Origin of the sequence: Streptomyces sp. PR69, from assembly GCF_026420845.1 — a bacterium.
Taxonomy (GTDB): Bacteria; Actinomycetota; Actinomycetes; order Streptomycetales; family Streptomycetaceae; genus Streptomyces.
On sequence record NZ_JAOWCB010000001.1, the window covers coordinates 341528 to 362144 of the forward strand.

The 20617-nt window shown below is 73.4% G+C and carries 20 protein-coding genes and 1 riboswitch; of the genes, 10 read left to right on the top strand and 10 right to left on the bottom strand.

Annotation, left to right across the window (positions count from 1 at the left end; translation table 11 throughout):
- Positions 1-5 precede the first annotated feature (5 nt).
- The 7 genes from OF819_RS01470 to OF819_RS01500 form a co-directional block, all read right to left on the bottom strand.
- On the bottom strand, positions 6-1400 hold the full coding sequence (locus OF819_RS01470) for a cobyrinate a,c-diamide synthase (RefSeq protein WP_267241401.1): 1395 nt from the start codon (positions 1398-1400) through the stop codon (positions 6-8).
- A gap of 100 nt (positions 1401-1500) precedes the next feature.
- Positions 1501-2100 (bottom strand): cob(I)yrinic acid a,c-diamide adenosyltransferase, encoded by a 600-nt coding sequence (cobO, locus tag OF819_RS01475; protein WP_267241402.1) that lies wholly within the window; start codon positions 2098-2100, stop codon positions 1501-1503.
- Complete coding sequence (locus OF819_RS01480) at positions 2100-4247, bottom strand: putative cobaltochelatase (protein ID WP_267241403.1); 2148 nt, start codon at positions 4245-4247, stop codon at positions 2100-2102. Before OF819_RS01480 ends, cobO begins: the two co-directional genes overlap by 1 nt.
- Before the next feature lie 175 nt (positions 4248-4422).
- Positions 4423-5973 (bottom strand): cobyric acid synthase, encoded by a 1551-nt coding sequence (locus tag OF819_RS01485; protein ID WP_267241404.1) that lies wholly within the window; start codon positions 5971-5973, stop codon positions 4423-4425.
- 13 nt (positions 5974-5986) lie between these two features.
- A complete protein-coding gene (gene cbiB, locus OF819_RS01490; RefSeq protein ID WP_267241405.1) occupies positions 5987-7156 on the bottom strand; it encodes an adenosylcobinamide-phosphate synthase CbiB in 1170 nt (389 codons plus the stop codon).
- 75 nt (positions 7157-7231) lie between these two features.
- A riboswitch (cobalamin riboswitch) is annotated at positions 7232-7309 on the bottom strand.
- A gap of 236 nt (positions 7310-7545) precedes the next feature.
- Positions 7546-7767, bottom strand: a complete 222-nt coding sequence (locus OF819_RS01495; RefSeq protein ID WP_267241406.1) for a hypothetical protein — start codon at positions 7765-7767, stop codon at positions 7546-7548.
- Between the two features lie 40 nt (positions 7768-7807).
- Positions 7808-9073 (bottom strand): inorganic phosphate transporter, encoded by a 1266-nt coding sequence (locus tag OF819_RS01500; RefSeq protein WP_267241407.1) that lies wholly within the window; start codon positions 9071-9073, stop codon positions 7808-7810.
- A 365-nt stretch (positions 9074-9438) separates the two neighbouring features.
- Between OF819_RS01500 and OF819_RS01505 the strand changes: the two genes are divergently transcribed.
- Both OF819_RS01505 and OF819_RS01510 read left to right on the top strand, forming a co-directional pair.
- Positions 9439-10566 (top strand): alpha/beta hydrolase, encoded by a 1128-nt coding sequence (locus OF819_RS01505; protein ID WP_267241408.1) that lies wholly within the window; start codon positions 9439-9441, stop codon positions 10564-10566.
- A gap of 109 nt (positions 10567-10675) precedes the next feature.
- Complete coding sequence (locus OF819_RS01510) at positions 10676-12184, top strand: hypothetical protein (RefSeq protein ID WP_416370447.1); 1509 nt, start codon at positions 10676-10678, stop codon at positions 12182-12184.
- Positions 12185-12238: 54 nt separating this feature from the next.
- Here the strand turns inward: OF819_RS01510 and OF819_RS01515 are convergent, their stop codons facing one another.
- Positions 12239-12667, bottom strand: a complete 429-nt coding sequence (locus tag OF819_RS01515; protein WP_267241410.1) for a VOC family protein — start codon at positions 12665-12667, stop codon at positions 12239-12241.
- 265 nt (positions 12668-12932) lie between these two features.
- On the opposite strand from OF819_RS01515, the gene OF819_RS01520 reads away from it, so the two are divergent.
- The 3 genes from OF819_RS01520 (at position 12933) to OF819_RS01530 (ending at position 16082) form a co-directional block, all read left to right on the top strand.
- Positions 12933-14531 (top strand): ABC-F family ATP-binding cassette domain-containing protein, encoded by a 1599-nt coding sequence (locus tag OF819_RS01520; protein WP_267241411.1) that lies wholly within the window; start codon positions 12933-12935, stop codon positions 14529-14531.
- A gap of 398 nt (positions 14532-14929) precedes the next feature.
- Positions 14930-15151: a helix-turn-helix domain-containing protein gene (locus OF819_RS01525; protein WP_240135813.1), complete on the top strand. Its 222-nt coding sequence runs from the start codon at positions 14930-14932 to the stop codon at positions 15149-15151.
- A gap of 139 nt (positions 15152-15290) precedes the next feature.
- Positions 15291-16082 carry an enoyl-CoA hydratase/isomerase family protein gene (locus tag OF819_RS01530; RefSeq protein ID WP_267241412.1) on the top strand — a complete coding sequence of 264 codons (792 nt, stop codon included), beginning with the start codon at positions 15291-15293 and terminating at the stop codon, positions 16080-16082.
- A gap of 93 nt (positions 16083-16175) precedes the next feature.
- Here OF819_RS01530 and OF819_RS01535 read toward each other — a convergent pair whose 3' ends face one another.
- On the bottom strand, positions 16176-16964 hold the full coding sequence (locus OF819_RS01535) for a hypothetical protein (protein ID WP_267241413.1): 789 nt from the start codon (positions 16962-16964) through the stop codon (positions 16176-16178).
- Between the two features lie 113 nt (positions 16965-17077).
- Here OF819_RS01535 and OF819_RS01540 point away from each other — a divergent pair, with 113 nt between their 5' ends.
- From OF819_RS01540 to amaP, 5 genes are read left to right on the top strand one after another with little or no spacing between them, the layout of a single operon-like run.
- Entirely contained in the window at positions 17078-17545 is a 468-nt protein-coding gene (locus OF819_RS01540; RefSeq protein ID WP_267241414.1) for an Asp23/Gls24 family envelope stress response protein, read from the top strand.
- Between the two features lie 20 nt (positions 17546-17565).
- The gene (locus tag OF819_RS01545) at positions 17566-17757 is read left to right on the top strand and encodes a hypothetical protein (RefSeq protein ID WP_267241415.1); all 192 of its coding nucleotides are present in this window, start codon (positions 17566-17568) and stop codon (positions 17755-17757) included.
- 6 nt (positions 17758-17763) lie between these two features.
- Entirely contained in the window at positions 17764-18120 is a 357-nt protein-coding gene (locus OF819_RS01550) for a hypothetical protein (RefSeq protein WP_267241416.1), read from the top strand.
- The gene (locus OF819_RS01555) at positions 18117-18755 is read left to right on the top strand and encodes a DUF6286 domain-containing protein (protein WP_416370448.1); all 639 of its coding nucleotides are present in this window, start codon (positions 18117-18119) and stop codon (positions 18753-18755) included. The genes OF819_RS01550 and OF819_RS01555 overlap by 4 nt, the downstream gene beginning before the upstream one ends.
- 7 nt (positions 18756-18762) lie before the next feature.
- Positions 18763-19341 (top strand): alkaline shock response membrane anchor protein AmaP, encoded by a 579-nt coding sequence (gene amaP / locus OF819_RS01560; RefSeq protein ID WP_267241417.1) that lies wholly within the window; start codon positions 18763-18765, stop codon positions 19339-19341.
- Between the two features lie 516 nt (positions 19342-19857).
- Here amaP and OF819_RS01565 read toward each other — a convergent pair.
- The gene (locus tag OF819_RS01565) at positions 19858-20613 is read right to left on the bottom strand and encodes an SDR family oxidoreductase (RefSeq protein WP_267241418.1); all 756 of its coding nucleotides are present in this window, start codon (positions 20611-20613) and stop codon (positions 19858-19860) included.
- Positions 20614-20617 lie beyond the last annotated feature (4 nt).

Below are 20617 nucleotides of genomic sequence, written 5' to 3' on the forward strand. Positions count from 1 at the left end.
GGGGCTCATGGTCCGCACCGCTCGACGAATCTGCGCACCAGCCCCGGCGCCTGCGCCCAGTGCGTATGCACATAGCTCGCGTGCACACCCCGCTGTACGTAGCCCTCCACACGCCGCTCCGGCCGGTGCAGCCCCCACGCGGGCGTCGGCCCCGCGCCCGGTTCGAGCACCGTGCGGTGGAACTCGTGTCCGCGCAGCCGCGTCCCGGCCGCCGCCAGCACGCTGTCGCTCACCGCGACCGCCTCCCGGTAGCCGAGCGTGAGCCGCTGGGACATGCGCGCCTCGGCGTCCAGGACCCCGCACATCGGCCTGCCGTCCAGCTCCCGCGACAGATACAGCAGCCCGGCGCACTCGGCGGCCACCGGCGCGCCGGAGGCGGCCAGATCGGCGACCGCCTTGCGCAGCGGCTCATTGGCGGACAGCTCGGGGCCGTACATCTCAGGGAAGCCGCCGCCGATGACCAGTCCTGCCGTTCCCTCCGGCAGCTGCTCGTCCCGCAGCGGGTCGAAGGGGACCACGTCCGCGCCCGCGGCGGTGAGCAGTTCGGAGTGTTCGGCGTACGAGAACGTGAACGCCGCCCCTCCCGCCACCGCGACCACCGGCCGCGACGCCCGTACGCCCTGCGGCCGCGACGCCCCCTCCGGCCGCGTCCGCAGGCCCTCCGGCGGTGCGACCGCCGCCACCGGGTCCCACGCGGCCGCGGACAAGGACGGCGCGCTGCGTGCCAGAGCCAGCAGCGCCGGGAGGTCGCAGCCGGCCCGCACCTGCTCGGCCATCGCCCGTACCGCGTCGACCGCTTCCACCTGCCGCTCGGCAGCGGGCACCAGCCCCAGATGGCGGGAGGGCGTGTTGACCTGCGGCGCCCTGCGCAGCACCCCGAGCACCGGCGTGCCCGCCTCGTCCAGCGCGTCCCGCAGCAGCGCCTCGTGCCGGTCCGAGGCGACCCTGTTGAGGATCACCCCGCCCATCCGCACCCCGGGGTCCCACGAGGCGAAGCCGTGCGCCAGCGCCGCCACGGACCGCGACTGCGAGGAGGCGTCCACCACCAGTACGACGGGTGCGCCGAGCAGCTTCGCCACCTGCGCGGTGGACGCCAGCTCGCCCGCGCCCGCGGCGCCGTCGTACAGCCCCATCACGCCCTCGACCAGCGCCAGGTCGCAGCCGGCCGCGCCGTGCGCGAACAGCGGGGCGATCAGCTCCGTGCCGCACATGTACGCGTCCAGATTGCGGCCCGGGCGGCCGGCAGCGAGCGCGTGATAGCCGGGGTCGATGTAGTCCGGGCCCACCTTGTGGCCCGACACGGCGAGCCCCGAGGCGGCGAACGCGGCCATCAGGCCCGTCGCGACGGTGGTCTTGCCGCTGCCGGACGACGGCGCGGCGAGGACGAGCCGGGCGGTCACCGGGCCGCTGCCCTTCCGCCCGCCGCGTCTGCCGCGTCCGCCGTGCACGGCAGGCCCGTCATGCCTGCCGTGCTTGTCATGCTTGCCGTGTCTGCCGTGCTTACCATTCGATGCCCCGCTGGCCCTTCTGGCCCGCGTCCATCGGGTGCTTGACCTTCGTCATGTCGGTGACCAGATCGGCGAAGTCCAGCAGCTTCTGCGGGGCGTTGCGGCCTGTGATCACCACATGCTGGTTCCCGGGGCGGTCGCGCAGCACCTCGACCACCTCGTCCACGTCCACCCAGCCCCAGTGCAGCGGGTAGGCGAACTCATCGAGCACATACAGCCGGTGCGTCTCGGCCGCCAGCTCGCGCCTGACCTGCTGCCAGCCCTCGCGCGCCGCCTCCTCGTTGCTGAGCTGCGCATCGCGCTGCACCCACGACCAGCCCTCGCCCATCTTGTGCCAGGCGACGGCGCCGCCCTGGCCGCTCGCGCCCAGCACCTTGAGCGCGTTCTCCTCGCCGACCTTCCACTTGGCGGACTTCACGAACTGGTACACCCCGATCGGCCAGCCCTGGTTCCAGGCGCGCAGCGCGAGCCCGAACGCGGCCGTCGACTTGCCCTTGCCGATGCCCGTGTGGACCAAGACGAGGGGCCGGTTACGGCGCTGACGTGTGGTGAGACCGTCGTCGGGCACGACGGACGGCTGTCCCTGCGGCATTACGCGACCCTCCCGGCCGTGTCGGCTTCCTTTTTCAGATCCTCGCGGGCGTCCTTGACGAGCCCGGCGATCGCCTCGGCGCGCAGCTCGTCGAGCGCGACGGCCCTGCCGCCGAGATCCGCGGCCAGCCGCGCGGCGAGGCCGAGCCGCACCGGCCCCGCCTCGCAGTCCACGACGACCGAGGCGACGCCGTCCGCGGCGTGCAGGCCCGCGGCACGGCGCACCAGCGCCATCGCGTCCGCCCCCGAGCCCCCGCCGGCCCGGCCGCCGGAGGTCGCACGCCCATCGGTCACCACCACGAGCAGCGGGCGGCGCGCCGGATCGCGCAGCCGCTCCACACGCAGCACCTCGTGTGCCTTGAGCAGCCCGGCCGCCAGCGGAGTGCGCCCGCCCGTCGGCAGCGACTCCAGCCGGGACGCGGCGGTGTCCACCGACGACGTAGGCGGCAGCACCAGCTCCGCCTCCGTCCCGCGGAAGGTGATCAGCCCCACCTTGTCCCGCCGCTGGTAGGCGTCCAGCAGCAGCGACAGCACCGCGCCCTTCACCGCGCTCATCCGCTGCCTGGCCGCCATCGACCCGGAGGCGTCCACGGCGAACAGCACCAGATTCCCCTCGCGGCCCTCACGGGTCGCCTGCCGCAGATCGTGCCGGCGCACCACCAGACCGCGGCCGCTGCGTCCGCGCGCCCGCTGGTGCGGGGCCGCGGCCAGCAGCGTCGCCGGCAGATGCACCTTCGTCAGCGGCCCCTGAGGCTGCCGGGCACCGGTGGTGCGGCCCTGTTCGGTGCGCGCCCGCGACCGGCGCCCGGACGCGCCTTCGCCGAGCCCCGGCACGGTCAGCACCTTCGTACGAAACGGCTCACCGGCGCTCACCGCGCGCTGCTCGCCCGCGCCGACGCCCTCCTTGGGCCGGGGCTGGGCAGGCACCTCGGGTACCTCGGGATCTCCGGGCGCCTCAGACGTCGTGTGCCCCTCGGGCGCATCGGAGGTCTCCGGGGCCGCCGGAGGAGGGCCGTCCTGTGGCGGCTGCCCACCGCCTCCGCCGGGCCCGCCGGGACCGTCGTCCGGCCCCGGATCGCCGCCCTCGCCTTCCTCGTGCTCCCGCCCCCGGGGCTGCTCCCCCGGCTGCTCCTGCGGGGCGAACTCCTCCAGCGTCTCGTCGAGTTTGTCCTCGTCCAGACCGGGCGCGTCGAACGGGTTCCGCCGCCTGCGGTGCGGCAGCGCCAGCAGCGCCGCCTGCCGCACATCGTCCGTCGTGACCTCGGCCCGCCCGGCCCAGGCGGCCAGCGCCGTCGCCGTACGCGCCATCACGATGTCGGCCCGCATGCCGTCCACCTCGAACGCCGCACACGTCGCCGCGATCTGCCGCAGCGCCCCGTCGCCCAGCACCACGGACGGCAGCAGCGCCCGCGCGGCCGCGATCCGCTCGCGCAGCGCCTGCTCCTCGTCCGCCCAGCGCGCCGCGAAGGCCGCGGGAGCGTCGTCGTACGCCAGCCGCCGCCGCACCACCTCCACCCGCTGCTCGGGGTCGCGTGAGGCGCTGACCTCGACGGTGAGCCCGAAACGGTCGAGCAGCTGCGGCCGCAGCTCGCCCTCCTCCGGGTTCATCGTGCCGACGAGCAGAAAGCGGGCCGCGTGCCGTACGGAGACGCCTTCGCGCTCCACGTACGACGCGCCCATCGCGGCCGCGTCCAGCAGCAGGTCGATCAGATGGTCGTGCAGCAGATTGACCTCGTCGACGTACAGAATCCCGCGGTGCGCGTCGGCGAGCAGTCCGGGCTCGAACGACTTCACGCCCTCCGCCAGCGCCCGCTCGATGTCGAGCGCCCCGACGAGCCGGTCCTCGGAAGCCCCGACGGGCAGTTCGACCAGCCGCGTCGGACGCGAGACGCTCGCCCCGGGCTCGTGTGGCCCGTCAGGGCACTCCAGGTCGGGTGATTGGGGCGCACAGGAGAAACGGCAGCCTGGGACGACGTCTATGGCGGGCAACAGAGCTGTCAGGCCGCGCACGATCGTGCTCTTCGCGGTGCCCTTCTCCCCTCGGACGAGCACACCGCCGATGCCCGGTTGGACAGCGTTGAGCAGCAGACTCAGCCGCATGTCGTCCATGCCGACGACAGCCGTGAACGGGTAGGGAACCGAGGCCATTAACGGATACCCCTTTCGAGGGAACTGCTGCGAGTGGGTACGTATACACGGTCGCGACGAGCCACGATGGTCCCGTGGTCCCCGCCTTCGCGCGGGTGGTCCCGGCACTGCGAAGTCGACTGCCGTACGGGCTCTGTGGTCCCCGCGCACGCGGGGGTGGTCCTGCCGGGGGCGCTCACGGCGCCCCCGGCGGGACGAACGGCAACCCAACCAGCGGGCCTGACTCAATGAGCTTCCACAGCGCGTCCGTGTCCGCGTGCTCCTCGATCAGATCGCCCAGCCGGTCCAGCTGCTCCTCGCGCAGCGTGCCGAAAGCAGTGTCGGGAGCGGGGGTGAACCGCCGCCCCGCGGCCGCAGCAACCTCCCGCAGGAACGCCCGGCGGAACGCGTCGCTCTCCAGAGACCCGTGCCAGTGCGTACCCCACACCGCGCCGACCCGGCAGCCGTCGAGGAACGGCTCCCCGCCCAGCACCTCGGCGACGCCGTGGTGGATCTCGTAGCCCTCGACATGCTCCCCCAGCGCCTTGCCGGCCGGGCGCGCGAGTGTCTTGTCACGGGCGAACCGCACCCGTACGGGAAGCAGCCCCAGCCCTTCGACCTCGCCGGCCCGCGACTCCACCTCGTCCTCGATCCGCTCGCCCAGCGCCTGGAAGCCGCCGCAGATGCCCAGCACGGGACGGCCCTCGGCGGCGCGCCGGGCGAGAGCTTCGGCCAGCCCGCGCTCCCGCAGCCACGCCAGGGCGCGCACCGTCCCGCGGGTGCCGGGCACGATCACCAGATCGGCGTCGGCCAGCTCCTGCGGCCGGTCGGCGAAGCGCACCACCACGCCCGGCTCGGCCGCCAGCGCGTCCACATCCGTGAAGTTGGACATCAGAGGCACCGCGCACACGGCGACCCGCAGCAGGTCCTCGCCGAGCGGCGGCGCGACGGCCGACTCGCGCACCGCGCCCCGCAGGGAGACCCGCAGTCCGTCCTCCTCGTCGATGCCCAGGCCGTGCGCATAGGGCAGCACGCCGTATGTCCCGCGTCCCGTCAGCCCGCGGAGCATGTCGAGCCCCGGCTCCAGCAGCGTCACATCGCCGCGGAACTTATTGACGAGATAGCCCGCGACCAGCTGCTGGTCCTCGGCGGCCAGCAGCGCCGTCGTGCCGAAGAACTGGGCGAACACCCCGCCGCGGTCGATGTCACCGACCACCAGCACCGGCAGGCGGGCGGCCCGGGCGATGCCCATGTTGACGATGTCGGTGCGCCGGAGATTGATCTCCGCCGGACTGCCCGCCCCCTCGCAGATCACGGCTTCATATGTGCCCCGCAACTGCTCCAGGCACTCCACGACGGTCTCGCGCAGGGCGTGCTGCCGTTCCCCGTGGTAGCCGCGGGCGCTCATCTCGCCCACCGGCTTTCCCAGCAGCACCACCTGGCTGGTCCGGTCGCCGCCCGGCTTGAGCAGGACGGGGTTCATCAGGGCGGTCGGCTCGACACGGGCCGCCTGCGCCTGCATGGCCTGCGCCCGGCCGATCTCCGCACCCTCGCGGGTCACAAAGGAGTTGAGCGACATGTTCTGGCCCTTGAAGGGCGCGACGCGCACGCCCTGCCGGGCCAGCCAGCGGCAGATGCCGGCGGTGACGACGCTCTTGCCCGCGTCCGATGTGGTCCCCGCGACCAGCAGCCCGCCGCCGCGACGCCGTCCGCCCCCGGCCGTGCCGCCGTTCACGCTCCTGCTCATCTCATCCCCCCGCTCATGGCCTGGCCTTCCGCGCCCGTCGGACGACCGCGTCCGTCCCGATGCGAGCGGCCGCGCAGACCGCCAGCGTCAGCAGGCTCACCCGGCGCGAGAGCCGTACGGCGCGTTCGATGTCGGCGTACTCCACTTCACGGCCCGCCGCGTTGAGGACGGGCCGGTGCTCGACCCGGCCTCCGTACGACAGGACGCCGCCCAGCCGCACGCCGAGGGCCCCCGCGAACGCGGCCTCCACCGGGCCCGCGTTGGGGCTCGGGTGCTTGGCGGCGTCCGTGCGCCAGGCCCGTGCCGCGTCGCGGGCGTTGCCGCCGGCGAGCACCGCGAGGCCCGCGGTGAGCCGGGAGCCCGGCCGGCCGGCCACATCGTCGAGCCGGGCGGCCGCCCAGCCGAAGCGCCGGTAGCGCGCCGACTTATGGCCGACCATCGCGTCCAGGGTGTTGACCGCGCGGAAGCCGACGAGCCCCGGAACGCCCGCCAACGCGCCCCACACGAGTGCGCCGACGACGGCGTCTGAGGTGTTCTCGGCCACCGACTCGACCACGGCGCGGGCGATCTGGCGCTCGTCCAGGGCCTGCGGGTCGCGTCCGCACAGATGCGGCAGCCGCGCCCGGGCGGCTGCCAGATCGCCCGCCGCCAGCGCGTCGCCGATGGCCCGCGCCTCCCGCCCAAGCGACGTACCGCCCACGACCGCCCAGGTGGCGACGGCGGTCAGCGCGATATGCGCCGCCGCCGGGCCCTGCGCGGCCGCGGGGCGTCCCGTGCTGGCGGCGTATCCGGCCGCGACGGGGCGGCCGGCGTCCGCACCGGGCCAGGCCGCGACCGGGGAGTGGACCTTCCGTCGACAGGGAGCGCAGGCCGGCGGTGTGCGGGCCGGTGCTGTGCGGGCCGGTGCTGTGCAGGCTGCGCTGTAGGCGGCGCGCCATGGACGGTGACCGTCCCATGCCCGCGCCGCGCGGGCGAGCAGCACGCCCGTGACCACCGCGCCTCCGGCGCAGACGGTGGTGTGCAGTGCGCCCCAGCCGCGGTGGTCGCGCCAGAGCGCGCGCTCCACCGCGCCCGCAGCGCGCCCGAACGCGGCGACCGGATGTCCCCGGCGCGGATCGCCGAACAGCGCGTCTCCCAGGAGGCCGAGGGCCGCGCCCAGGGGGAACGCACGGTCGGCACGCACCGCTGAACCGCAGCCATGCATGGCGATATGTCCTCACTCAGGGTCCGCGCCCCGGCTTGACGTGAACGGCGGTGAGAGTTCCTGGCTCCCGGGGGCGGCTGGCGCCCCCGGTGACAGTGGCGGGACCGCGCCGGATTCGCACCGGCTTCCTCTGCTGCCGCCGTAGTTGGCCTCGGCAGTCCACCATGCCCGCGAAGGCCCGTCAACTCGCCTTGACCTGCGACGGGACAGTGTGCTGAGCCCCACATTCCGCGCGCGCGGCGGGCGTGCGAGGGGGCGCGCGGAGGGCATGCGACGGGCAAACGGCGGGCATGCGAAGGCCGGTTCCGGCGCCGGAGAAGGCGTCGGAACCGGCCGACGGGCGGTGTTGCGCGGGTGGGGCCCGGACCTCAGGCGACGATCAGCGAGATCCCGTACGCCACGGCCGCGGCGCACAGCGCGAAGCAGACGTACGCACCGGTGCGCGCCAGCGGTGCGGAACCGCCGTCCGCGGCGGCGGTCTCCTGCTTGCTCAGGCCGAGGATGCCCAGGGTGAACAGGCCCACGAGGGCGACGGTGGCGACGAGGCTCACGCCGAAGACGGAGCCGAGGGCTGCCCAGTCAATGCTCATTTTGTCTCGTGTCTTCCGTGAAGATCTTCCGTGGAGCCGCTCAGACGGCGGCGGAGCGCGCCGGCTCGGCGGGGGGAGCGGACGGAGCCGGGATGGTGGCCGACAGATCGGCCGGGGCGCCGGCGGGCGGCGGGGTGACGGCCGCGATCGCGGTGGTCACGACACCGGGCTCGCCGGCGCCGTCCGTGTCGCCGCTGCCCGGGGCGTCGACGTCGTTGACATTGGTGTGGTTGACCACCTGGCGGCGGGAGATGACCCAGATCGCGGCGCAGGAGGCGACCAGGAAGATCGCGACGGCGGCCACACCCCAGTCGCCCTGCCGGGCGACGAACTCCGCCACCGCGGCGACCAGGCCCGCGGCCGGCAGGGTCAGACCCCAGGCGACGAACATCCGGGTCGCGGTCGACCAGCGGACCACACCGCCCTTGCGGCCCAGGCCCGCGCCCATCACGGCGCCGGAGCAGGAGTGTGTGGTCGACAGGGAGAAGCCCAGGTGGGAGGAGGCGAGGATGACGGTGGCCGCGCTGGTCTGGGCGGCGAAGCCCTGCTGCGGCTGGAGGTCGGTCAGGCCCTTGCCCATGGTGCGGATGATGCGCCAGCCGCCGAGGTACGTGCCCAGCGCGATGGCGAGGCCCGCGGAGAGGATGACCCACATCGGGGGGTTGGAGCCGGGCGCGAGCACTCCGCCGGCGACCAGCGCCAGCGTGATGATGCCCATGGTCTTCTGCGCGTCATTGGTGCCGTGGGCGAGCGAGACCAGGCCCGCGGAGGCGATCTGGCCGTTGCGGTAGCCCTTGGCCTGGGCCTTGGGGGCGGTGTTCTTGCCGATCTTGTAGGTCAGCCGGGCGGAGAAGTACGCGGCGACGCCTGCCACCAGCGGGGCGGCTATCGCGGGGATCAGCACCTTGGTCACGACGACGCCGCCGTTGACGCCGCTGACGCCGATGGAAGCGATGGTGGCGCCGATCAGACCGCCCATGAGGGCGTGGGAGGAGCTGGAGGGCAGACCGATCAGCCAGGTCAGCAGGTTCCAGAGGATGGCGCCGACGAGCGCCGCGAGGATCACTTCCGGGGCGATGCCTGTCTCGTCGACCAGTCCCTTGGAGATCGTCTTGGCGACCTCCACCGAGAGAAACGCGCCGACGAGGTTGAGCACGGCGGACATGGCCACCGCCGTCTTTGGCTTCAGAGCGCCGGTCGAGATGGTCGTCGCCATCGCGTTGGCGGTGTCGTGGAAACCGTTCGTGAAATCGAACACGAGAGCTGTCACGATCACGATCGCGAGCAGCAGCGTGATGTGTTCCATTTACCCAGGCAATCTATTGGCGTCAGTGGCTGGCCGACTGTAAGTAACCTAGGTGAACGAAAGGTGAACTGAGCAGGGCTCCCTGGTGTCCGTGGCTTGTTCTGGCGTGCGAGATCGCGTATCTCCCTTTTCGATTCTGTCCGGCCAAATCCCCCGGGCACCCGAGCATGATCTGGGCATGCCCGAGCAGCCCCACGGGGGAAGGGCCGAGCGGGAAGGGCCGAGCGGGAAGGGCCGGGCAGCCCCGCCAGGGCCGCGCGGCCGCGGCCCGGAGAACGGCTGGCGAAGGCCTGATCGTGGACGTCCCTGACCCCCGCGGCCCCCGTCCGCTGGCAGCGCGGGGACCGGCTGCCGACACTGGAACGGTGCGCCCGGCTACCACGGCGGCAGCGGCCGCCACCACACTGATCGGCGTCGGAGCGGCCGCGGTCGCGGCCGGCCGCTACGCGAGCGCCGCCGTGCTCAGAGCGCCCTCCCGGCAGCCCCTGCCCGGCGACCCCCGGCTCACCGTCCATGCCACCGCCCCCGGCCAGGTGACCCTCACCCGCAGCCTGGCCTCGCTGCGCCCCGGCCTGTACGGCATCGAGGGCCCTGGCCTGCATGCCGTCGTGGGCCCCGTCCTCGACGGCGCCCGGCATCCCGTGGACACGGTGGTGCGCAGACTGGAGCGCGTCAGCCACGGCAGCCTCGAACCGGGCGCTCGGGTCCGGCTCACACCGCGTGTGCACAGCGGCGACCCCAGGAGCGCCCTCGGCCTGCCGTGCCGCGATGTCACGGTCCCCGGAGAGCTGGGCGGCCTGCCCGCGTGGTTCATCCCCGGCGCCCGCACCACCTGGGTCATCACCGTGCACGGCCTGGGCGCCACACGGGAACACCCCATGAACCTGATCCCCTTCCTGCACGCCCAGCGGCTGCCTGTCCTCGACCCCGCCTACCGCGGAGACGACGGCGCGCCCCGGCCCCCGGACGGCCTCGGACACCTCGGTGACTCCGAATGGCGCGACCTGGACGCCGCCATCCGCTACGCGCTGCACCACGGCGCGCAGCGCGTCATCCTCCACGGCTGGTCCACCGGCGCGTCGATGGCCCTCCACGCCGCCGCGCACTGCGCCCTGCGTGACCGGATCAGCGGACTCGTCCTGGACTCCCCGGTCCTCGACTGGGAGTCGACCGTGCGCGCCCTGGCCCGGGCCCGCAGAACCCCCGCCCCGCTGCTGCCGCTCGCGGTGCGCGCGGCCCAGGGCAGGACGGGGCTGCACGCGGACCGGCTGCGCTCCACCACCCTGCCGGCCGCCCTGCGGACGCCGACCCTCCTCTTCCACGGCCCCGAGGACGTCCTCGCGCCCTGGCAGCCGTCTCGCGAACTCGCCGCCCGCAATCCCGGACTGATCGCCCTCCACACCGTCCGCCACGCCCCGCACGCCGCCATGTGGAACGCCGATCCGGCCCGCTACGAAGAGGCCCTCCGGCGCTTCCTCACCCCCCTGATGTAACCGCTGATGTGACCATCCCCGTTGAGTAACCGCCTGCTCACCCGGCCACCAGGTCCGGCCGGGGGGATTCCGTTTGGGCTTTCGGGCCGTCAGCGGGAAGACTGCTCCCGTGACGTCCCGAAAGCCTGATGAGCAATTGGCGCGCAACTCCAGACTCCGTCTTGTCCGCCCGCGATCCCTCGCCACCGCACGACGGGCCGTGACGACCCGGCGCACCCGTCCGGCCCCCCGTCCGCCCGAGGGCACGCCGGCCCCCGCAGAGCTGGCCCGCCAGGCCAGGGCGGTGCTCGCGGACGCGGTGCGCATCGCCCGCTGGGCGGCCGCCGGACACGCGCCCGCTCTCACCGCCCCGCTCACCGACCGGGCGTCGCTGGAACGGGCCGCCGCCGCCCTGGAACTGACGCCGCTCCAGGTGCGGGCCGGATGGGACCGCGCACGCCTCGCCGGGCTGGTCGAGGTGCACGGCGACACCGTCCGCCCGGGCTGGCGGCTGCGTGCGTGGGACCGCGACGACATGGCCGTGCTGCGCGGCTGGGTCGCCCTCTTCGACGCCTGGTCACTGGCCCATCCGGCCCCCGGCGACGCGGCCCCCGCCGCCGTCGCGGAGGCCGTCGAGGCCGTGCCGCAGGTCCTCTCCCTCCTGCAGCTGTCCGCCGGCCCCGTGGCCATGCCCGCCCTGCTCGACCTGCTGCAGCAGCGCGTCGCCGAACTGCGCGAGGAACGCTGTGAAGTCCCCCTGCCCCCCGGTGAAGCGGCCCCGTGCGGCACGACCCCTGGGCATGCCGTCCCCGCGGATGCCGCCTCCGGGAATGTCCCCTCCGGGAATGTCCCCTCCGGGAATGTCCCCTCCGGGGATGCTGCTTCTGGGGGTGCGGCCCCCATCGCGACACCTTCCCTGACGCTCTCCTCTCTCCTCGACTGGGCCATGGAAGGCCTCTGTGCCGTCGGCGCCCTGACGCTGGATCAGGGCCAGGCCACCCTCACCCCCCTCGGAAACTGGGCGGTCTGGGTCAAACTTGAGCAGATCTGTGTCGCCGCCCAGAGCCCTGCGGGCAATATCGAGCAGTCGGCGGAGGACATGCTGCGCGGCTGCGCCCGTCTCACCCCCGGCCCGGCCCGCGATGAATACCGGGCCTGGCTGGCCGCCCGCCCCGTCTCCAGCGCCGTCGCCGAACTTCTCGCCGTCGCCCGCGGCGAGGACGCCCTGCTGCGCGGCCTCGCCTTCGAGGCCCTCCGCGTCGTCGGCGCACCCGCGGAACCGGATGTGCGCGCCGCTGCCGACGAGCCCTCACTCCGCCCCTACGCCCTGCTCTGGCTCGCCGAATACGAGGGCGTCGACCCCGAGGACGCGGCCGACGTCCTCACCCGTGAAGAGGCGACCTGGCTCTGGGTGGACACCGCGGCCGCCGTCACCGACCACGGCGAACCCCAGCTGCTGCTGCGCCATCTCGACTCCGCCGTCCAGAACACCGTCCCCGCGCTGCTCGAAGAAGTCCGCGCCGGGGGCCACCCGCGCACCGTGCAGGTCCTGGTGGCCCTCGCCGCCGCCCACCCGGACCCCGCCCTGGCCAAGGCCGTGCGCCGCGCCGCCTTCCAGGTGCACACCGGAGGCGCCTAGGAGTGCCCCCGGCGCCACGGGCCGCCCCCGGACCCGGGGGCGGCGGGAGGGACACTAGGACCCCGGCGCCTCCGGTGCCTCCGACGCCTCAGCCGCCGGCTCATAGGTGCCAAAGCTCCAGACATTGCCCTCCAGATCGCGCGCCATATAGTCGCGCGAGCCATAGTCCTGGTCTCTCGGGGCCATCACGATCTCCGCCCCCTGCTCCACGGCTCTCGCGTGATGGGCGTCCACATCGTCGACATGGACGAAGACGCCCGTCGGCCCGGCGTCCGCCATCAGCTTGTCGTACTCCCCGCCGGTCCCCTTGCTGCCCAGCATCACCATGCCGTTCCCGAACGTGAGCTCCGCGTGCACCACTCGGCCGTCCTTGTCCTCGTACACGGCGTGGCGGGTGAAGCCGAAAGCCTTGGTGAGCTGCTCGATCGCGGCGCTCGCATCCGCGTACAGCAGCGTCGGACAGATGCTCGGCGACTGAGCCATGACCATCACTCCTCGAAACGACGACCGGATCTGTGTGATCTGGCTCTCAGTCTGGCAGTCGCCACTGACAACGGCCCTCAGCCGTCGGCCTGTCGTGCTCCGCGTCCGCCTGCCGTGGCCCATCGGAGTGGTCGGCCGCGGGCGGAAAACCACTTGCGCCGCCCCGCTAGACTGGCCGGTATGGCAATTCTCCTTGTGCATTAGACGGCGTCGAAGCTCCCGCGCCCGTCCCTTCCGCCGTCCAACACCGCCCTGGAGTCTTTCCGTGATCACCGCCTCCGGTATCGAGCTGCGCGCCGGCGCGCGCGTACTCATCGAGTCCGCTACCTTCCGTGTCGCCAAGGGCGACCGCATCGGCCTCGTCGGCCGCAACGGAGCGGGCAAGACCACCCTCACCAAGTGTCTGGCGGGTGAGGGCATCCCCGCCGCCGGCGCCATCAGCCGCTCCGGTGAGGTCGGCTACCTCCCGCAGGACCCGCGCACCGGCGACCTCGACACACTCGCACGCGACCGCATCCTCTCCGCCCGCGGCCTCGACTCCGTGCTGCGCAAGATGCGTGAGAACGAGGACCGGATGGCGAACGGCAAGGGCGCCACCCGCGAGCGCGCCATGAAGAAGTACGAGCGCCTGGAGACGGAGTTCCTCACCAAGGGCGGTTATGCCGCGGAGGCCGAGGCCGCCACCATCGCCGCCGCGCTCGGACTGCCCGACCGGGTGCTCGGCCAGCCCCTGCACACCCTCTCCGGCGGTCAGCGCCGCCGCGTCGAGCTCGCCCGCATTCTGTTCTCCGACGCGGACACCCTTCTGCTCGACGAGCCCACGAACCACCTCGACGCCGACTCGATCCTCTGGCTGCGGGACTACCTCAAGACCTACCGCGGCGGCTTCATCGTCATCTCCCACGATGTCGACCTGGTCGAGACGGTCGTCAACAAGGTCTTCTACCTCGACGCCAACCGCGCCCAGATCGACGTCTACAACATGGGCTGGAAGCTCTACCAGCAGCAGCGCGAGGCCGACGAGAAGCGCCGCAGGCGCGAACGGCAGAACGCCGAGAAGAAGGCGGCGGCCCTCAACGCCCAGGCGGACAAGATGCGCGCCAAGGCCACCAAGACCGTCGCCGCGCAGAACATGGCCCGCCGCGCCGAGCGGCTGCTCGCCGGGCTGGACGAGGTGCGCGTCGGCGACAAGGTGGCCAAGCTCCGGTTCCCCGACCCCGCGCCGTGCGGCAGGACCCCGCTGTCCGCGGAGGGCCTGTCCAAGTCCTACGGCTCGCTCGAGATCTTCACCGATGTGAACCTGGCCGTCGACAAGGGCTCCCGCGTGGTCATCCTCGGCCTCAACGGCGCGGGCAAGACCACGCTGCTGCGGCTGCTCGCCGGCGTCGAGAAGCCGGACACCGGCGCGGTCACCCCCGGACACGGCCTCAAGCTGGGCTACTACGCCCAGGAGCATGAGACGCTCGACCCGGATCGCACGGTCCTGGAGAACATGCGCTCAGCCGCCCCGGACCTCGACCTGGTCGACATCCGCAAGACCCTCGGCTCCTTCCTCTTCTCCGGGGACGACGTCGACAAGCCCGCGGGCGTGTTGTCCGGCGGTGAGAAGACCCGGCTCGCGCTGGCCACGCTGGTGGTCTCCTCCGCGAATGTGCTGCTGCTCGACGAGCCGACGAACAACCTCGACCCGGCCAGTCGCGAAGAGATCCTCGGCGCACTGCGCACCTACAAGGGGGCGGTCATCCTGGTCACCCATGACGAGGGCGCGGTCGAGGCGCTGGAGCCGGAGCGGATCATCCTGCTGCCGGACGGGGTGGAGGACCTGTGGGGCGCGGACTACGCGGATCTGGTCGCCCTCGCCTGACCCGTGCCGCGGGACCTGCCCGACCCGTGCCGCGGGTCCCCGCCTGCCCATGCTGATCCTCTCCGGTCCGCGCTGATCCACTCCGTCTGGATCATTCGGCCTACGGGTGATCCATCATCTGAGTGAGGACCTCTCGTATCGCGGCGTGCCGACGAGCGGAGGCCCGCCCTCCAGCTCCTGGCCGCACTCCCGCTGGGAGCACGCCCCTGACCTGGCACTTCTCAGGGACTGCCGGCCGGATACCGGAATTCAGCAGACCGGAATCCCACCCTCCGGTCGTGATCGTCGCTTCCCTCCCGGCAAAGCCGTCGGCATTGACCTTGTCGAATGGGTGGCCAGGATGCCCATAAGGGGTGATCATGAGAGTTCAAAGGCGCACTTCCCATGAGGAGGCACGGGTGGCCGAGACTCTGAAGAAGGGCAGCCGGGTGACCGGCGCCGCGCGTGAGAAGCTCGCGGCAGACCTGAAGAGGAAATACGACAGCGGTGCGAGCATCCGGGCGCTGGCCGAGGAGACCGGCCGCTCCTACGGATTCGTGCACCGGATGCTCACCGAGTCGGGAGTCATTCTGCGCGGACGCGGCGGAGCGACACGGGGCAAGAAGGCCGCCTCGGCCTGACGGCTCGCGGCCCCTTCGGCCGACGGCGGTTCGGCGGTGACCTCGGTGACCACCCGGTCGGTCAGCCGACCGGACGGGTGGTTACTGTGCAGTCACTTAGTCTCTGCACAGGAGACTGAACCCGAACCGGAGGCGCTCCATGACTTCGCCCGACTCTGTGCTCGACAAGGACGGCGTACGGCTCACCGTCGAGGACGTGGTCGCCACGGTGACCCTGTCCAACCCGGACAAGCGCAACGCCCAGTCACCCGCACTGTGGCGGGCGCTGGTCGAGGCGGGGCGGTCGTTGCCGGGCAGCGTGCGGGTCGTCGTCCTGCGCGGCGAGGGCAAGTCCTTCTCCGCCGGGCTCGACCGGCAGGCCTTCACACCTGAGGGCTTCGACGGCGAGCCGTCCTTCCTCGATCTCGCACGGAGCGCGGACGCGGAGCTTGACGCGGTCATCGCCGAGTACCAGGAGGCGTTCACCTGGTGGCGGAGGAATGACATCGTCTCGATCGCGGCCGTACAGGGGCATGCGATCGGGGCTGGCTTCCAGCTCGCCCTCGCCTGCGATCTGCGGGTCGTGGCGCAGGACGTGCAGTTCGCCATGCGCGAGACCAGCCTGGGTCTCGTCCCCGACCTCACCGGCACCAAGCCGCTGGTGTCGCTTGTCGGCTATGCGCGCGCGCTGGAGATCTGCGCCACCGGCCGGTACGTCCACGCGGACGAAGCGGAGCGCACCGGCCTGGCCAATCTGGTCGTCCCCGGCGAAGAGCTCGACAACGCCGTACGCGACCTGACATCGGCGCTGCTCGCCGCCCCGCGCGACGCGGTGATCGAGACCAAGGCGCTCCTCGAAGGGGCCGCCTCCCGCACCTACGAGGACCAGCGCGCCGCGGAACGCGCGGCCCAGGCCCGCCGTCTGCGTGACCTGGCGGGCGTCACCGACTGACACATCCACCGCCGGACGACCGCCGCGACGACGCCCGGATGCCGCCCCGACGACGACCCGACAACCACCTGACGACCGCCGCGACGGCCTCCGTCAGCTCACCGCGCTGATCAGGACCGTCACCGGGCGGTCGTCCCCGAGGGCCCGCGAGGCCGCGGCACTCACCGCCCGCGCCACATCCAGGGCGCGGGCGTCCCGCGCCGTCGCCACCTCGACCCGGGCGTGGTCGGCGGCGATCTGCACGGCGTGGCCCAGCTCAGAGGTCAGACCCACCACGCCCGCAGTTCCGGCGACGGCGCGCGCCACCGGGTCCCCCTCCACCCGCCCGGCCAGATGGCGCACGGGCTCCCCCTCGGGGGGATGACCGGCGTCCGCCGCCTCGGCCGGCGTCCCGTCGAGCAGTTCCGTCACCGTCAGATCAGCCCGTACGACATCGAGGCCCAGCCGCTCCTCCGCGGCCGCGAGCAGCGCCGTCCGCAGCGCGGCGGCCAGGTCCGGCAGGGGCTGCCGGGGCCAGGCGGCGAACTCCGCCTCGATGCACAGCGGCTCACGCGGCAGCGCGCCCGGCGGAACGGGCCCCAGAGCAGCGGTGTCCCCGCCCGCAGAGCCCGCCGCACCCCCGCCCGCTGAGCCCGCCGCACCCGCGCCCGCAGAGTCCGGCGCGCCCGTGCCTTCCGACGGCGCGGCCAGTCCCAGCCGCAGCCAGGTCAGCCTGGCGTCCGGCACGGCCGCGGCCGCCTCCCGCCGCAGCACCGCATCGGCGGCACGCTCCACGATCCACGCCCCGCCCGAGGGCCCGCCCAGCGGAAGCAGCCTGCCGAGTCCGAGCACGTGGCGGACCCGCCGCAGAGCACCGGTGCGCAACGCGTCAGCAGAGGTCATTGCTCCAGCGTGCCGCATCACCGGCGCGTGAGCGGGCAACCCTGCTTAGTGTGGGCAGCGAAGGGTGGTCGCACAGCCCGGAAGGTCGCACAGCCCGGAAAGGACGACACGAGATGGCGGACATCCCAGAACGCGAGGTGGCGGCCTCGGGCGGCGAGCCCGGGAAGACGTCCGTGAGCAAGCGGGCAGCGGACCCCGGCAGCCGCGGCCGTACCACCATCGCCGACGGGGTGGTCGAGAAGATCGCGGGACTCGCGGCCCGCGATGTGCTCGGCGTCCACGCCATGGGCAGCGGTCTGTCCCGCACCTTCGGCGCGGTGCGAGACCGGGTCCCCGGCGGCCGATCCAGCGTCACCCGCGGGGTCAAGGCCGAAGTCGGAGAGGTGCAGACGGCGCTCGACCTGGAGATCGTCGTCGACTACGGCGTCTCGATCGGCGACGTCGCCCGCGAGGTCCGCGAAAACGTCATCGCCGCGGTGGAACGCATGACCGGACTGGAGGTCGTCGAGGTCAATATCGCCGTCACCGATGTGAAACTGCCCGAAGAAGAGGAAGAAGAGCCGGAGCCACGGCTCCAGTAGCTCCGGCGGAGGAGCTCGATATGAGCATGGCAGTGGTCGGCCTGATCGCCGGAATGGCACTCGGCTTCGCCGGGTACTTCGGCGGATTCGGCGCGTTCTTGCTGGTGGCCGCGTTGGGCGTGGTCGGTTTTGTGGCGGGCAAGTTCCTCGACGGGGATCTTGAACCCGGCGACTTCTTCCGCAGCCGCGACCGCGGCGGCCGGAGGCGGTGAGGCAGGGTGGCCGCCGCCGCACTCGCCAGGGTCCCGGCCGCCGAACGAGGGGCGACGACGATCGCGGACCGGGTCGTGGCGAAGATCGCCGCGCAGGCGGCGCGGGAAGCGCTCACCGAGCGGGCCCAGGGCGGTGCGCCGCCATGGGCCTCGGTCACCGTCCACCACGGCATGGCACGCGTACGGGTCACGCTGGAACTCGACTACCCCTCCGATCTCGGCGCACAGTGCGCGGCGGTGCGCCGCCGGGTCGTCCAGCGGGTGACCTCCCTGGCGGCCATGGACGTACCCGAAGTGGCCGTGCACATCGAACGGCTGCACTCCGCCCAGGTGAACGGCGCCGCGCAGGGGAGGCCCCGATGAGCGAACCGCCCCCGCTGCCGGAGCGGGCGTCCGGGGGCGCAGAGGACGCGATGGACGCGAGGCGCGCGGAGGACGCGGAGGACGCCGCACCCGGCCGCTTCTGGTCCGTACGCCGAGTGCCGGCCGCCCTGGCCGCGCTGATCGTCCTCGCCGCGGCGGGGCTGCTGCTGTACGACATCGCGGCGGTACGGGCCGACCGGCCGGCCATGCGCTGGCGGCGCGCCCTCGCGGAGGACCTTGCGACGCTGCGGCTGGACGAGACCCCGGTGCTCGCGGGCGCCGGGGCCGCGGTGGTGCTCGGCGTCTGGCTGATCGCGCTGGCCCTCACACCGGGGCTCCGCGCCGTCCTGCCGATGCGGCGCGTCGAGGGGATCGTACGGGCCGGGCTCGACCGGGACGCGGCGGCGCGGATGCTCCGCGACCGGGCGACGGAAGTGGCCGGGGTGCAGTCCGCACGGGTACGGGTCGGACGCACGAGCATCTCCGTGCGCGCCCGGTCGCACTTCCGTGAGCTGGACGAGGTACGGGCCGACCTGGACGCCGTGCTCGACGCGGGCCTGCGGGAGCTGGGCCTCGCCGTCCGGCCCGATCTGTCCGTGTACGTCGACCGGCCGTCGGCGCGGAATGCGAGGTGAGGCCGTCATGCTGAGGACCGTCAACAGGACCGTGCTCGGCCTGATCGGGCTGGCCCTGCTGGGCGCGGGCGGCGCGGTGCTCGTGGCGGGGGCCGGACTGCCGGTTCCTTCCTGGTGGCCGTTCTACGGGCCCGGCGATGTGCTGCTCAGCGAGGCGGACCGGGAGCGCTGGCGTGACCAGGGCTGGTGGTGGCCGGTCGTCATCTCCGTGCTCGCGGCCATCGTGCTGCTGGCCCTGTGGTGGCTGATCGCCCAGCTGCGGCGGCCCCGGCTGGCGGAGCTCCTGGTGGACACCGGCGACGGCGAAGGCGCGCTGCTCAGAGGGCGGGCGCTGGAGGGCGTGCTGGCCGGCGAGGCGGAGGCGATGGAGGGGGTGGGGCGGGCGGCCGTGGCGCTGACGGGCGACCTGAGCGAACCGGCGGCGCGGGTGACGCTGTGGGTGGAGCCGGAGGCCGTACCGGCGGAGGTGGTGGGACGGCTGGCGAGCGAGGTGCTCGGGCAGGCGGCGGCGTCGACGGGCCGCGCCACGTTGCCGGCGGAGGTCCGCCTCCACGCCGCCAAACGCACGCCGCACCGGGTCACCTGACCCCGAGAGGCCCCTGCGGCGCGGGGTGCGGCCCCCCGGGAGCACGGTCCTCCGCGGGTGCGGGTCGGGTTCTTAGCCCACCCTCCCGCCCGACTGTCCACCCTCGTGGGCGGGGGCTTGCCCGCGATCCCCGCACTCCGCAGGGTGCGGGCTTGCCTGAAGTCCCGCACTTCGCGGAGTGCGGGGTGGTCCTCGGGCTGCGGTCCTCCGCGGTGCGCGGGCGGGTGCGTGTCCCACCCTCCCCCTACGCCCTGAGGCGTGAGGGGAGGAGGAGACCCCAGCCCGACTGCCCACTCCTGTGGGCTAGAGGCTCGCCGCGAGTCCCGCACTTCGCGGAGTGCGGGGGTGATCCCCGGGCTGCGGTCCTCCGCGGGCGCGGGGCGGGTGCGTGTCTCTCTTGCCCGTCCGGTCAGGCGTCCCTCAGGGGGACTTGGCCCAGGGCCCCGCACTCCGCCGGGGTGCGGCCATCGGGAGGGCGGGTGGGTGGGAGGGGGCCCGGGGCTGGCCCCGGGAGGGTTAGAAGCCGCGGCGGGCGCCGCCGTCGACCGGGAGCATCAGGCCCGTCAGATACGACGCCGCCGGCGACAGCAGATACGCCGCCGCGCGGCCGAACTCCTCCGGCGTCCCGTACCTCCGCAGCGGCACCGCCGACTCGTTCGCCGCCCGCGCCCCCTCCGCATCGCCGGACAGCGCGTCCAGTTCCCGCACCCGGTCCGTGTCGATCCGGCCCGGCAGCAGGCCCACGACCCGGATGCCCCGCGGGCCCAGCTCGTCCGCGAGGGACTTGGCGAAGCCCGCCAGCCCCGGGCGCAGCCCGTTGGAGATGGTCAGGCCCGGGATCGGCTCGTGCACGGAGCCGGACAGCACGAAGCCGATCACCCCGCCCTCGCCCAGCTCGCCCGCCGCGACGCGCGCCATCCGCACCGCGCCCAGGAAGACCGTACGGAACGCCGTCTCCCACTGCTCGTCCGTGTTGTCCGCGGAGAACCCCGGCGCGGGGCCGCCCACGCTGATGAGCACGCCGTCGAAGCGCCCGAAGTGCGCCCGCGCCGCCGCGATCAGACGGTCCGCGGCCGATGGATCGGCGTTGTCGCAGGCGAGCCCCACCGCGTCCGGCCCCAGTCCGGCAGCCGCGTCGGCGACCGTCTTCTCGTCGCGGCCGCTGATCACGACTTTCGCGCCGTCTTCGACGAGCGCCCGCGCGGAGGCGTTGCCGAGCCCGCGCGACGCCCCCGTCACCACGTACACGCGGTCTTTGAGTCCAAGATCCATGGCT

Bases quoted from the DNA above. Each gene is read 5' to 3' on its own strand.
- OF819_RS01515 (WP_267241410.1), bottom strand. From the start codon at position 12,667: ATGGCTCAGTCGCCGAGCATCTGTCCGACGCTGCTGTACGCGGATGCG.
- OF819_RS01535 (WP_267241413.1), bottom strand. From the start codon at position 16,964: ATGACCTCTGCTGACGCGTTGCGCACCGGTGCTCTGCGGCGGGTCCGC.
- OF819_RS01565 (WP_267241418.1), bottom strand. From the start codon at position 20,613: ATGGATCTTGGACTCAAAGACCGCGTGTACGTGGTGACGGGGGCGTCG.
- OF819_RS01555 (WP_416370448.1), top strand. From the start codon at position 18,117: ATGAGCGAACCGCCCCCGCTGCCGGAGCGGGCGTCCGGGGGCGCAGAG.
- OF819_RS01530 (WP_267241412.1), top strand. From the start codon at position 15,291: ATGACTTCGCCCGACTCTGTGCTCGACAAGGACGGCGTACGGCTCACC.
- OF819_RS01500 (WP_267241407.1), bottom strand. From the start codon at position 9,073: ATGGAACACATCACGCTGCTGCTCGCGATCGTGATCGTGACAGCTCTC.
- OF819_RS01485 (WP_267241404.1), bottom strand. From the start codon at position 5,973: ATGAGCAGGAGCGTGAACGGCGGCACGGCCGGGGGCGGACGGCGTCGC.
- OF819_RS01495 (WP_267241406.1), bottom strand. From the start codon at position 7,767: ATGAGCATTGACTGGGCAGCCCTCGGCTCCGTCTTCGGCGTGAGCCTC.
- cobO (WP_267241402.1), bottom strand. From the start codon at position 2,100: ATGCCGCAGGGACAGCCGTCCGTCGTGCCCGACGACGGTCTCACCACA.
- OF819_RS01545 (WP_267241415.1), top strand. From the start codon at position 17,566: ATGAGCATGGCAGTGGTCGGCCTGATCGCCGGAATGGCACTCGGCTTC.
- amaP (WP_267241417.1), top strand. From the start codon at position 18,763: ATGCTGAGGACCGTCAACAGGACCGTGCTCGGCCTGATCGGGCTGGCC.
- OF819_RS01540 (WP_267241414.1), top strand. From the start codon at position 17,078: ATGGCGGACATCCCAGAACGCGAGGTGGCGGCCTCGGGCGGCGAGCCC.
- OF819_RS01480 (WP_267241403.1), bottom strand. From the start codon at position 4,247: ATGGCCTCGGTTCCCTACCCGTTCACGGCTGTCGTCGGCATGGACGAC.